Origin of the sequence: Kribbella solani (assembly GCF_014205295.1) — a bacterium.
Taxonomy (GTDB): Bacteria; Actinomycetota; Actinomycetes; order Propionibacteriales; family Kribbellaceae; genus Kribbella; species Kribbella solani.
The window spans coordinates 7,670,771-7,682,913 of sequence record NZ_JACHNF010000001.1; the positions used below are offsets into that span (position 1 = coordinate 7,670,771).

Sequence of the window (12,143 nt, forward strand, 5' to 3'; positions counted from 1 at the left end):
CCATCACAACAGACCAGTCGGCTCTGTGGTTTACTCGTACGGACGGGTGACCCCCTGGCAACGGCGCGTTCGACGCACCCTCATCGAACGCCCACCACCGCAACCTCCGCTCGATTTTCCCTCGAAGGGTCCCCGTATGGTCGCCCAAGCTGTTGAATCAGTCGTTCCCACCGATGCGTACGCCGGTGACGCGGTTTTCGAACTGCATCGCGGCGGCAAGATCGAGGTCAGCTCGTCGATCCACGTCCAGGACGCCGACGACCTGTCCAAGGCGTACACCCCGGGCGTGGCGCGGGTCTGCACCGCGATCGCCGCCGAACCGGCGCTGGCCCGCCGCTACACCTGGACCTCGAACGTGGTCGCGGTCGTCACCGACGGCACCGCGGTGCTCGGCCTCGGCGACATCGGCCCGGTCGCGTCGCTGCCGGTGATGGAGGGCAAGGCCCTGCTGTTCAAGGAGTTCGGCGGCGTCGACTCGGTACCGATCGCGCTGGACTGCACCGACGTGGACGAGTTCGTCGAGACGGTCGCCCGGATGGCGCCGTCGTTCGGCGGGATCAACCTGGAGGACATCTCCGCGCCGCGCTGCTTCGAGATCGAGCGCCGGCTGAAGGAGCGGCTGGACATCCCGGTCTTCCACGACGACCAGCACGGTACGGCGGTGGTGGTCCTGGCCGCGCTGCGGAACGCGCTCCGGGTGACCGGCAAGGAGATCGAGGACATCCGGGTGGTCATCTCCGGTGCCGGCGCGGCCGGGGTCGCGTGCGCGCGCATCCTGCTGCAGGCGGGCGTCGGCGACCTGGCCGTTGTCGACAGCAAGGGTGTACTGCACGAGGACCGTCCCGACCTGAACCCGGTCAAGCTGTCGCTGGCCCGCGACACCAACACCGGCGGTCTGTCCGGCCGGCTGGCCGACGCGCTGGCCGGAGCGGACCTGTTCCTCGGTGTCTCCGGCGGCACGGTCCCGGAGGAGGCCGTTGCTTCGATGGCCGACGACGCGATCATCTTCGCGCTCGCCAACCCGAACCCCGAGGTACACCCCGACCTCGCCCACCGGCACGCTGCCGTGGTCGCGACCGGCCGCTCCGACTTCCCGAACCAGATCAACAACGTGCTGGCCTTCCCCGGCATCTTCCGGGGCGCCTTCGACGCAAGCGCCACCCGGATCACCGAAGGCATGAAACTCGCCGCCGCCGATGCCCTGGCCGGCCTGATCAGCCCCGCGGACCTGCGCGCCGACTACATCATCCCGTCTCCCTTCGACCCCCGCGTCGCCCCGGCCGTCGCGGACGCGGTCGCCGCCGCGGCAGCTGCCGAAGGCGTCACCCGGGACTGATCGTCGAGGAAGCCCCGGATCAGCCGAATCCACTCGTCCGGGGCCTCCACGAACGGCAGATGCCCGGACGCCAGCTCGGCGTACGCCGCGGATTCGATGCCGTCCGCTACTTCGCGGTGGTGGTACGGCGTGACCATGTTGTCGTGGCTGGTCGAGATGACCAGCGTGGGTACGGTGATCCGGGCCAGGTCGGCGCGGACATCGACCGTGTCGATCAGATCGAGGTGGTCAGCGGTTCCGGGCGGCGAGCCGCCGTTCGCCAAGGACGCGGCCAGTTCCGGCTCGGTCAAGCGGTCGAGGAACGGCGTACCGGCGGCGAGCAGATGACCGAAAGCGGCGAGCTGCTCCGGATTGCCGAGCAGCTCGCGCCAGAGCCGTACGAGCAAGGTGAACCGTGCGGTGGGCTTGGCGAACGGCGCTGTCAGTACGAGTGCGCTGACCCGGTCCGGGTGCCGGACGGCGGCGCGGATCGCGAGCGCGGAACCCAGTGAGTACCCCACGATCGCGAACCGGTCGTGCCCGGCGCCGGCCGCGACCAGTTCGTCGGCGAGCCCGTCGACCGTCAACGGCTCGGACCGGCGTGCTGCCGTACCGGTTCCTGGCAGGTCCAGCCCGATGACGGTGTGATCGGGTGACAGGTTCTCGATCAGCGCCGCGTAGTTGGCCTGGATGCCGCCGCCCGCACCGTGGGCCAGAAGAATCGTCGTCATGAACCGAGGCTAAACTCCGACATTGGTGTCAGAGTCAAGTCGCGGAGGTCGGCAAGGTGCGCATGCAGGCGATGGTGGCCCGGACCGGAGTGAGCGAGCGCCTGCTCCGGTACTACGAAGAGCAGGGCTTGCTCCGCCCGGAGCGCCTGCCCAGCGGGTACCGCGAGTACGCCGAGACCGACGTGGAGCTGGTGGTCCGGATCCGGGCCTTGCTCGCGGCCGGGCTCTCCACGGCGACGATCGCGCGGGTACTGCCGTGTGTGACGGCGGAACTCGCGCCGACCTGCCCGATGGTCCTCGCCGAGCTGAACCAGGAACGGAACCGGATCAGCGCCTCCATCGACGTGCTGGAGGAGTCACGGCGGCTGCTCGACAGCGTGCTCGCCAAGCCGGTGGTGAGTTCGGTAACTGAAAGCCTGCTGACCGCGCTCTAAGGTGGTCTGCATGCTTGCTGCTTATGCCGCCAAGTTCGATGCCGACGACCCCATCGCCGCGCTGGAGGTGGGGGAGCGGCCGGAGCCCGAGGCGCCGGACGGGTGGGTGACGATCGACGTCCGGGCGACCGCGCTGAACCATCACGACCTTTGGTCCCTGAAGGGCGTCGGGCTGGCCGAGCAGAGTCTGCCGATGATCCTCGGGTGTGACGCGGCGGGGGTGGACCCGGACGGCAACGAGGTGGTCGTGCACGCGGTGATCTCCGACCCGGCCTGGAAGGGCGACGAGACGCTCGACCCGAAGCGCTCGTTGCTGAGTGAGCGGTACCAGGGGACGCTCGCCCAGAAGGTCGCGGTACCGGCGCGGAACGTCGTACCGAAGCCGGCCGGGCTGAGTTTCGAGCAGGCCGCGTGTCTGCCGACGGCGTGGCTGACGGCGTACCGGATGCTGTTCACCCAGTCGGGGCTCAAGCCGGGCGACACCGTACTCGTCCAGGGCGCGGGTGGTGGGGTCGCGACCGCGCTGATCACGCTGGCGCGCGCCGCCGGGATTCGGGTCTGGGCGACGAGCCGTGACGAGGCGAAGCGGGCCAAGGCGCTGGAGATCGGTGCGCACGACTCGTTCGAGTCCGGCGCGCGGTTGCCGGAGCGGGTCGACGCGGTGATGGAGACGGTCGGGCAAGCGACCTGGTCGCACTCGCTGAAGTCGCTGAAGCAGGGCGGCACGCTGGTGATCTCCGGCGCGACCAGCGGCCAGGCGCCGATGTCGGCCGAGCTGAACCGGATCTTCTTCCTGCAGTTGCGGGTGCAGGGTTCGACGATGGGTACCCGCGCCGAGCTCGCGGAGCTGGTCCAGTTCATGGCGAACGCGGGCATCGCGCCGCACATCGACACGGTCCTGCCACTCGCCGACGCCCGGGACGGCTTTGCCCGGATGAACGCCGGTGACGTCTTCGGCAAGATCGTCTTTACTGTCTGAGTGCAACCCGAGATCCGCCCGTTCACCCCCACCGACGCGGAAGCCGGAGCCTGGTGCCACCTCCTCTCCTGGCGCGAGGCATACGCGGGCCTCGCGCCGGACGACCTGCTGCTCGAGCGGACCTCTGACATCGCGCGCCGGATCGAGCGCTGGTCGATCCCGCTCGGCGCCGGGCGTACGCGCTGGATCGCACTGAACCCGGACCCCGACGCGCCGATCGAGGACCAGGTCGCGGGGTTCGTCGGGATCGGACCAGGGCGGGACGAAGACTCGCCGGTGCCGTTCGAGCTGGAGGCGATCTACACCCGGCGGGCGTTCTGGAAGACCGGGCTGGGCGGGCGGCTGCTGGAGGTTGCTGTTGGTGAGCGGGCCGCGTATTTGTGGGTGTTCGAAGGGAACGAGCGGGCGCTGGGGTTCTACCGCCGGCATGGTTTCGTGCCGGATGGGGCGACCCATCACGACGACTACTTCGACCTGGGCGAGATCCGGCTGGTCCGGAGTTGACGTTTCACGGCTGAAACATGGGCGTCGCGGCGGGGCAACGCGCCGGGTACACGCTGTACTCACCGATCCGCCCGATCGATGAGGAGATGAGCCCATGAGGCCTGTTTTGACGGTGATCGTTGACCCGGCCGACCGCTGGATGACGAAGGCCGCGTGCATCGGACAGGCGCCGTCGTACGACGAGACGGCGAGTACCTGGGAGCAGCGCAAGGCGCAGGCGACCTGCCTGACCTCCTGCCCGGTGATCGACCAGTGCCGCGAATGGGCCCGCCGAACCAAGTTCACCGGCACCGCCGCGGGCGAGAAGTTCCTCTCCGGCCGCCGCCGCGGCCGCCCCGGCCCGCAGGAACGCCGCGCCCGCCCACCGATCGACGAACAGCAGGCAAGCTAGCCGACCCCGCCGGTCTGATAAGTTGCGCGCCGAAATACCGTAAATTCGTGTGAGGAGCGCAGTGACCGACGAGAGCAGCAGTACCAGCCCGGAGCCGGAAGAGGCAGCAGCGCGGCTGGCCAAGGAACTGTCGGAAGGGGCTGCCAAGACCCCGCCGCTGCCGACCAACGCGGACGGCACCCGCAGGTACCCGAACAGCCCTGATGAGAACAGCACCGGGCAGACCAAGGGCTTGCGGTCGTACTCGGGCTGGACGAAGGGCCCCACGGTCGGGCGCTGACCCCTGCTCTTCGGAACAAATCCGGCGACAGTTTGCCGGATTTGTTCCGAAGATCAGACCTTGACCGGCTCTTCGGCCGGGGCGGTGACCGGTTGGGGCGTACGCCGGAAAGGTGCCGTGATCGTCGGGATCAACTGTTTGCGGTTGTGGATCGCGGCACCGATCGCCAGCAGCAGGTAGATCACGCTGATCACGTACCGCCCGGTCTGACTCGGTACGGCGAACTGGACCGCGAACAGGCCGAGCAACGTCCACGCCGCCCAGCGCGGGAAGCGCAGGTTCAGCAGGATCGCGATACCGAGCAGGGTCTGCGTGGCGGTCAGCAGGAACTCTTCGATCTGCCGGCCGTCCAGGTGCAGTGCCGGGCCGCCACCACCGATGCCGTACGCGATCGGGAGGCTGCCGATCAGCAGCGTCCACTGGTTCACCTTCGCCGAGATCAGCAGGCCGAGTGCCGCCGCGCCCTTGCCGCGCCAGGCGAACAGGATCGCGACGATGAACTCCGGCGCCTCCGAGGCCAGCGGCGCCAGCCACTGGACCAGCAGGAACTGGTCGATCCCGAGCGCCTGACCGCCCTGCACGAGCGAGTCGGCGAACGGCTCCGCGGCCGCGAGAATCACCCCGGCCGAAACCAGGAACATCGCGGTCACGGTGATCCGGCGCCGCAGTTTCGGCAACGCGCCGATGGTCGCCGCCGGCCCGATCAGGTCGGGCTCGTCGTCGTGGTCCGAGGTGGCCGCGCGGAACAGGTAGTACGCGAAGAAGGCGAGCAGCAGGACGCCGAGCGCCAGGTGGATCTCGCCGGCCACCGGGATCACGAACGCGACCACGCCGGCGACCGCGAGGAAGCCCAGCTCGCGGCGGTAGCCCGACTCGAGCACGAGCGCCTTGACCGTACGCCCGCTGCGCCGGGAGGCGATGTACAGGCTGATCAGGACCACGCTGGACCAGCCGAGGCCGAGGAGCAACCGGTTCGACCCGGTCATGTTGGCGGCCGCGTACTGGACATAGTCCGGGTTCGAGCCCGCGGTGTGCGCGAAGTACAGATCCACCGCGTACTCCGGCAGGACCGCGATCACCGCCAGCAGCGCGATCGCCAGCCCGCCGGAGATGTCCATCTCGGCCGCCTCCGCGGCCCAGGCGAGCACGAACGACGCGGCGACCACGGCCAGGCCGAAGATCGCGATCGAGGCCAGCGCCGGCGGGTGGGTGCCGGTGAGCCGGAGGGCGACCGCGGGGATCGCCGCCAGCAGCAGCAACAGCACGGGGCGGAGGGCTCGGAACATGTCTCCAGCGTGCCACCGTTTTGATACTTTCGCAATTGCGAAAGTGTGAGACCGTGCTCACCACGGCCCGGCGCGCTGTCCGGAGACCGCTCCACCGGTCACAATGACTGCGCGATGACCAACCCTGAACCGACGAAGGCGCAGCTCGACTCCGCCGCGGGCACCTTCGCCATGCTCTCCGCTCCGGTCCGGCTGCACCTGGTGTCACTGGCCGCACAGGGCGAGTACGACGTCGGAACCCTGGCGGAACGCGTCGGCGTGAGTATCGCCACCGCCAGCCAGCACCTCGGCAAACTCCGCCTGGCCGGCATCATCACCGCCCGCCGCGAAGGCCGCCGGCACATCTACACCGTCGACGACCCCCACGTACTCAACCTGGTCGACCAGATCTTCGAACACATCGCCCCCGACGGCTCCCTCGCCCCGGACCCACCCCGCCGTACGCGGCCACCACACACGGACTAGAGCACGTGCCGCAGGTACCGCCCCGGCGCCTGAAGGTACGCCCGCCAGTTCCGCACCAGCTCCAGCTCATCCCACGTGGTGCGAACCTCGACGACGGCGAGGCTGCTGGAACGTGACGCCGGGGTCGAGGTCCAGGCCGTCGGTCAGCAGTTGGTGGACGGCGGGGATGTTGTACGGCCAGTCGCCGGACAAGCGAATGCCCTTCGCGGCGGCGACCCGGCGTACGGGGTGCGTGGCGAAGGGCATTCGTTCAGCGTACTCAGACGGTGTGCTACTCGTCCTCGTCGTCCAACCGGGCCAGCCAGGTGGCGAAGCGCTCGATCGGGGTCTCGAACTCGGGGTTCAGGTCGACGAACTCGCGGAGGCGCTCGGCGAGGAAGGAGACGGTGATCTCCTCCTCGCCACGGCGCTTCTCGAGCTCCTCGATACCTCGGTCGGTGAAGTACACGTCAGCTGAACGCCTGCTTCAGCAGCGTCGCCTGCTCGGCGCCGTGGACGCCGTGCGAGCCGACCGCCGGGGCGGACATGGCCGGCCGGGACACCCGGTAGAACGGCTTGCCGCCCAGGTGCTCGGTCAGGTTCAGCGCCATGAACGGCCACGGACCCTGGTTCGCCGGCTCGTCCTGCACCCAGCGGACCTCGGTCGCGTTGCCGTACTTGGCCAGCTCGGCGACGATCTCCTCGTGCGGCAGCGGGTACAGCTGCTCGACCCGCAGGATCGCGGTGCTGATCTTGTCCGGCTCGACCTTCTTCCGCTCCGCGAGCAGGTCGTACACGATCCGGCCCGAGGCCAGGATCACCCGCTCGACGGTGCCCGGGTTCGCCTCCGCCTCGGCGTCGCCGATCACCGGCCGGAAGGTGCCGTGGGTCAGCTCCTCCGGCTGCGACACCGCCTCCTTGCGCCGGAGCAGCTGCTTCGGCGTGAAGACGATCATCGGCACGTGCTCCTCGCCGAGCGTGTGCCGGCGGAGCAGGTGGAAGTACGACGCCGGGGTGGACGGCTGCGCGACCGTCATCGCGTCCTCGGCGCACAGCTGCAGGAACCGCTCGATCCGGGCCGACGTGTGGTCCGGGCCCTGGCCCTCGTAGCCGTGCGGCAGCAGCAGTACGACGCCGGACTTCTGGCCCCACTTCGCCTCACCGGACGAGATGTACTCGTCGATGACCGACTGAGCACCGTTGACGAAGTCGCCGAACTGCGCCTCCCACAGGGTCAGCGCGTCCGGCCGCGCCACCGAGTACCCGTACTCGAAGCCGAGCGCGGCGTACTCGCTGAGCAGCGAGTCGTACACGTAGAAGTTGCCCTGGTTCTCCTCGTCCAGGTGCTGCAGCGGGACGTAGTCCTGCCCGTTGACCCGGTCGATGACGGCGGCGAACCGCTGCACGAACGTACCCCGGCGGCTGTCCTGACCGGCCAGCCGGACCGGCCGCCCGTCGAGCAGCAGCGAACCGAACGCGGTGATCTCCGCGCTGGCCCAGTCCAGCGGGCCTTCGGTGATCGCGTGCGCCCGGCGCTGCAGCTGCGGCTGCACCTTCGGGTGCACGGTGAAGCCTTCCGGCAGCGTGGTGTACGCGTCGGCGATCTTCTTCAGCACCTCGCGGCTGATCGCGGTCGCGTCCGGGCCTTCGGGCTTGTTCGGGTACTCCGGCGCCGTCACGTACGGCGGCGGGGTGTCCGGCTCGTTCTTGGCGTCCCGGACCTCGGCGAACACCCGCTCGAGGCGCTGCTGGAAGTCCTGCATCGCCTGCTCGGCCTCTTCGATCGTGATGTCGCCACGACCGATCAGCGCCTCGGTGTACAGCTTCCGGACCGAGCGCTTCTGCTCGATCAGGTCGTACATCAGCGGCTGGGTGAAGCTCGGGTCGTCGCCCTCGTTGTGACCGCGGCGGCGGTAGCAGACCAGGTCGATGACGACGTCCTTGTTGAACGCCTGCCGGTACTCGAAGGCCAGGTCCGCGACCCGGATGCAGGCCTCGGGGTCGTCACCGTTGACGTGGAAGATCGGTGCCTGCACCATCCGCGCGACGTCGGTGGAGTACATGGACGAGCGGGACGAGGCCGGCGAGGTGGTGAAGCCGACCTGGTTGTTCACGATCACGTGGATCGTGCCGCCGGTCCGGTACCCGCGCAGCTGCGAGAGGTTCAGCGTTTCCGCGACCACGCCCTGACCGGCGAACGCGGCGTCGCCGTGGACCAGCACCGGCAGCACCGGGAACGCGGCGCCGCGGTCCAGGATGTCCTGCTTGGCCCGGACGATGCCCTCGAGCACCGGGTCGACGGTCTCCAGGTGGGACGGGTTCGCCGCCACCGACACCTTGATCTTGTCGCCGAACTCGGAGACGAACTCGCCCTCCGCGCCCAGGTGGTACTTGACGTCACCGGAGCCCTGCACGGTCCGCGGGTCGATGTTGCCCTCGAACTCGCGGAAGATCTGGCCGTACGACTTGCCGACGATGTTCGCCAGCACGTTCAGCCGGCCGCGGTGCGCCATCCCGATCGCGACCTCGTCCAGCCCGGCGCCGGCCGCCTCCTCGCAGAGCTCGTCGAGCAGCGGGATGGTGGTCTCCGCGCCCTCCAGCGAGAACCGGCGCTGACCGACGTACTTGGTCTGCAGGAAGGTCTCGAACGCCTCGGCCTCGTTCAGCTTGGCCAGGATCCGCAGCTGCTCCTCGCGCGGCGGCTTGGTGTGCGGCCGCTCGATCCGCTCCTGCAGCCACTTGCGCTGCTCCGGGTCCTGGATGTGCATGTACTCGATACCGGTGGTCCGGCAGTACGAGTCGCGCAGGATGCCGAGGATCTCGCGCAGCTTCATGAACCGCCGGTCGCCGCCGCCGAACGAGCCGGTGGCGAACTCGCGGTCCAGGTCCCAGAGCGTCAGGCCGTGGGTGGCGACGTCCAGGTCCGGGTGGCTGCGCTGTTTGTACTCCAGCGGGTCGGTGTCGGCCATGATGTGGCCGCGGACCCGGAAGGCGTGGATCAGCTCCAGGATCCGGGCCTGCTTGCTGATGTCCTCCTCGTGGCTGTGCGGGAGGTCGGCGGCCCAGCGGATCGGCTCGTACGGGATCCGCAGGCTCTGGAAGATCTCGTCGTAGAACCCGTCGCCGCCGAGCAGTAGCTGGTGGATCCGGCGCAGGAACTCACCCGACTGGGCGCCCTGGATGATCCGGTGGTCGTACGTCGAGGTCAGCGTCATCACCTTGCTGACCGCGAGCTTGGCCATCGTCTCGTCGGCCGCGCCCTGGTACTCCGGCGGGTACTCCATCGCGCCGACGCCGATGATGCAGCCCTGGCCGGTCATCAGCCGCGGCACCGAGTGCTGGGTGCCGATCGTGCCCGGGTTGGTCAGGCTGATCGTGGTGCCCTGGAAGTCCGGCAGCGCCAGCTTGTTGTCCCGGGCCCGGCGGACGATGTCCTCGTACGCCATCCAGAAGTCCGCGAAGGACATGTCCTCGGCGGCCTTGATCGACGGCACCAGCAGCTGCCGCGTACCGTCCGGCTTCTGCATGTCGATGGCCAGACCGAGGTTGATGTGCGCCGGGTGCACCAGCGTCGGCTTGCCGTCGGTCTCGTCGTACGACGCGTTCATGTCCGGCAGCGTCTTCAGCGCCCGGACCAGCGCCCAGCCGATCAGGTGCGTGAAGGAGATCTTGCCGCCGCGGGCACGCTTCAGGTGGTTGTTGATGACGATGCGGTTGTCGATCAGCAGCTTCACCGGCACCTGGCGGACGCTGGTCGCGGTCGGGACCGTGAGGCTGGTCGCCATGTTCTGCGCGGTCCGGGCCGGGGCACCGCGCAGGATCAGCCGCTCGCCGGCCGGGTCCGCGGCGGCCGGAGCGGCGGCGGGCTTGGGCGTGGCGCTGGGCGGCTGGTTCACCGTGCCTCCGGTCGGGGCCGCCGGCTTGGCCGCGGGGGCCGGCGGCTGCTTGGCGGGAGCCTGCGTCGCCGGGGCCGGCGTCGCGGCGGCCGGGGCGTTCGGGGCGGGCACGGACGGCGCGCTGCCGCGGCTCGGCGCCTCGGGGGTCTTGTTGTCGGACACCGCGTCCGGCCGGGGCGCGTCGGCCGGGGAGCTGTCACCTGGGGCCGCGTCACCAGGCTTGTACGTCTTGAAGAAGTCCAACCACGCCGGATCCACCGATTTCGGGTCCTGCAGGTACTTCTCGTACAGCTCGTCGACCAGCCATTCGTTCGCACCGAAGGCTGCTAGGGGATTGGTGTCTGATGGCTCGGTGGCCACTTGGCAGTTCGCCTCTTCCGATTTCGGTCCGGTAGCACGTGGGTAATTCAGATGTTATGGGTGGTGCCCCAAGCAAAGGCTAATAGCAGGCGGACCACTTCCACAGCTCGGGACCACCGGACCAGTGTGTCGGGTGGTCAGGCCTCGGCGCGAGGGCGCATCCGCGGCTGAAACACTGCTGGCAAAGGTGTTTCAGGCCACATCCGGTCCGCTCCCGAAAGGTAGGTGCGGAGCGCAACGGCGTACGCTCCGGGACGCCTTGCAGGGGTGGCTTTCCGGCTGCTCCGGCCCGCTCTCCGGTCATACCGCCTGAGCGTAACCGCCCACCGTCCGCACCCGCACCTTCGCACACCGTGACGTCACCCTCCACCCCAAGGTGTGGCCAACGTCACGCCAGCGGATCAGTCCACTCGACGCCGATTGGCCTTCACCGGTTCGCGAGCCGGCGGACGCGTCGCGCGGCATACTGGCGGGATGGCGTTGACGGATGAGGCGATCGTCAAGATCAAGGGGATGATCACCTCGGGTGAGTTGGGGCCGGGGGATCGGTTGCCGAAGGAGGCGGATCTCGCGGCGCGGCTGGGTCTGTCGCGGAACTCGCTGCGCGAGGCGGTGAAGGCGCTGACGCTGGTGAACGTGCTGGACGTCCGCCACGGCGACGGCACGTACGTGACCAGCCTCGACTCGGCGCACTTGCTGGACGCGCTGAACTTCATGGTCGATCTGCACCGGGACGACTCGATCCTGCAGTTCTTCGAAGTACGCCGGCTGCTCGAACCCGGCGTCGCCGCGCTGGCCGCGACCCGGATCGGCCCGGAACAGATCACCGCGCTGCGGGTGCTGACCAGCGACCTGGCACCGGACGCGACGGTCGAGGAACTCGTCGCGAACGACCTGCGGTTCCACCACGGGATCGCCGCGGCGACCGGCAACCAGGTCGTCTGCTCGCTCCTGGACGGCATCTCCGGCGCGACCCAGCGGGCCCGGATCTGGCGCGGCGTCACCCAGGCCGGCGCGGTCGAGCGCACCCTCGCCGAGCACGCGGCGATCCTGGACGCGATCGAGGCCCGCGACGCCGAGGCGGCCCGGGCCTGGATGACCGCGCACATCGCCGGCGTCGAAACCTGGCTGCGCAAAGCGCCCTAGGGGTACGGCACGGGTACAAGGGAGGTATGGCGAACCAGCCACCTCCACCGCGGAGCGCGCTGACGTTGCGGATCGTGCTCGCGTCCTTCGGCCTGTGCCTGTGGATCGCGGCCGCGATCCTGGCCGCCGTGCTCGAGCTGCCCGGCGGCTGGGTGATCGCGTTCGGCGTACTGGCGGCGGTGGCCCTGGTCGACCTGGTGGTCGTTGCCCGCCGCAAGCTCGCCGAAAAGTAGTTGAAGGCGTCCACCACGGACCGTATTCTGGGCGGCGTCCCATTCCCGGCGTCAGGGGTCCACGTTGTAGCTCCGAGGTCTTTCTTCAGTCGATCGATCGCCACCGATCCGGTGCGCGGTCTCGTTTGAGACCTCGTTGGGAGT

14 protein-coding genes are annotated in these 12,143 nt (G+C 69.2%); 9 read left to right on the top strand and 5 right to left on the bottom strand.

Annotation, left to right across the window (positions count from 1 at the left end):
* Positions 1 to 136 precede the first annotated feature (136 nt).
* Positions 137 to 1,336, top strand: a complete 1,200-nt coding sequence (locus tag HDA44_RS35635) for an NAD(P)-dependent malic enzyme (protein ID WP_184842247.1) — start codon at positions 137 to 139, stop codon at positions 1,334 to 1,336.
* Here the strand turns inward: HDA44_RS35635 and HDA44_RS35640 are convergent.
* Positions 1,240 to 2,046 carry an alpha/beta fold hydrolase gene (locus HDA44_RS35640; RefSeq protein WP_184842250.1) on the bottom strand — a complete coding sequence of 269 codons (807 nt, stop codon included), beginning with the start codon at positions 2,044 to 2,046 and terminating at the stop codon, positions 1,240 to 1,242. The two genes, HDA44_RS35635 and HDA44_RS35640, sit on opposite strands and share 97 nt — an antisense overlap.
* A gap of 62 nt (positions 2,047 to 2,108) precedes the next feature.
* Here HDA44_RS35640 and HDA44_RS35645 point away from each other — a divergent pair, with 62 nt between their 5' ends.
* The 5 genes from HDA44_RS35645 (at position 2,109) to HDA44_RS35665 (ending at position 4,634) form a co-directional block, all read left to right on the top strand.
* Positions 2,109 to 2,480 (top strand): MerR family transcriptional regulator, encoded by a 372-nt coding sequence (locus HDA44_RS35645; protein ID WP_202887756.1) that lies wholly within the window; start codon positions 2,109 to 2,111, stop codon positions 2,478 to 2,480.
* 10 nt (positions 2,481 to 2,490) lie between these two features.
* Complete coding sequence (locus HDA44_RS35650; protein WP_184842257.1) at positions 2,491 to 3,459, top strand: zinc-binding dehydrogenase; 969 nt, start codon at positions 2,491 to 2,493, stop codon at positions 3,457 to 3,459.
* Complete coding sequence (locus HDA44_RS38800; protein WP_184842260.1) at positions 3,460 to 3,963, top strand: GNAT family N-acetyltransferase; 504 nt, start codon at positions 3,460 to 3,462, stop codon at positions 3,961 to 3,963. It abuts the gene before it with no gap.
* Between the two features lie 94 nt (positions 3,964 to 4,057).
* The gene (locus HDA44_RS35660; RefSeq protein WP_184842263.1) at positions 4,058 to 4,354 is read left to right on the top strand and encodes a WhiB family transcriptional regulator; all 297 of its coding nucleotides are present in this window, start codon (positions 4,058 to 4,060) and stop codon (positions 4,352 to 4,354) included.
* A gap of 49 nt (positions 4,355 to 4,403) precedes the next feature.
* Entirely contained in the window at positions 4,404 to 4,634 is a 231-nt protein-coding gene (locus tag HDA44_RS35665) for a hypothetical protein (RefSeq protein ID WP_184842266.1), read from the top strand.
* 53 nt (positions 4,635 to 4,687) lie between these two features.
* Here the strand turns inward: HDA44_RS35665 and HDA44_RS35670 are convergent, their stop codons facing one another.
* The gene (locus HDA44_RS35670; RefSeq protein WP_184842269.1) at positions 4,688 to 5,920 is read right to left on the bottom strand and encodes a sodium:proton exchanger; all 1,233 of its coding nucleotides are present in this window, start codon (positions 5,918 to 5,920) and stop codon (positions 4,688 to 4,690) included.
* A gap of 114 nt (positions 5,921 to 6,034) precedes the next feature.
* Here HDA44_RS35670 and HDA44_RS35675 point away from each other — a divergent pair, with 114 nt between their 5' ends.
* Complete coding sequence (locus HDA44_RS35675; RefSeq protein WP_134109011.1) at positions 6,035 to 6,385, top strand: ArsR/SmtB family transcription factor; 351 nt, start codon at positions 6,035 to 6,037, stop codon at positions 6,383 to 6,385.
* 66 nt (positions 6,386 to 6,451) lie between these two features.
* On the opposite strand, the gene HDA44_RS35680 is transcribed toward HDA44_RS35675, so the two are convergent.
* From HDA44_RS35680 to HDA44_RS35690, 3 genes are read right to left on the bottom strand one after another with little or no spacing between them, the layout of a single operon-like run.
* A complete protein-coding gene (locus tag HDA44_RS35680) occupies positions 6,452 to 6,631 on the bottom strand; it encodes a hypothetical protein (protein WP_238352626.1) in 180 nt (59 codons plus the stop codon).
* A 25-nt stretch (positions 6,632 to 6,656) separates the two neighbouring features.
* Entirely contained in the window at positions 6,657 to 6,833 is a 177-nt protein-coding gene (locus tag HDA44_RS35685) for a DUF6104 family protein (RefSeq protein WP_184842272.1), read from the bottom strand.
* Between the two features lies 1 nt (position 6,834).
* Positions 6,835 to 10,620: a multifunctional oxoglutarate decarboxylase/oxoglutarate dehydrogenase thiamine pyrophosphate-binding subunit/dihydrolipoyllysine-residue succinyltransferase subunit gene (locus HDA44_RS35690; RefSeq protein WP_184842275.1), complete on the bottom strand. Its 3,786-nt coding sequence runs from the start codon at positions 10,618 to 10,620 to the stop codon at positions 6,835 to 6,837.
* A 474-nt stretch (positions 10,621 to 11,094) separates the two neighbouring features.
* Between HDA44_RS35690 and HDA44_RS35695 the strand changes: the two genes are divergently transcribed.
* Positions 11,095 to 11,766: a FadR/GntR family transcriptional regulator gene (locus tag HDA44_RS35695; protein WP_184842278.1), complete on the top strand. Its 672-nt coding sequence runs from the start codon at positions 11,095 to 11,097 to the stop codon at positions 11,764 to 11,766.
* A 26-nt stretch (positions 11,767 to 11,792) separates the two neighbouring features.
* A complete protein-coding gene (locus HDA44_RS35700; protein ID WP_184842281.1) occupies positions 11,793 to 11,999 on the top strand; it encodes a DUF6343 family protein in 207 nt (68 codons plus the stop codon).
* Positions 12,000 to 12,143: the final 144 nt, after the last annotated feature.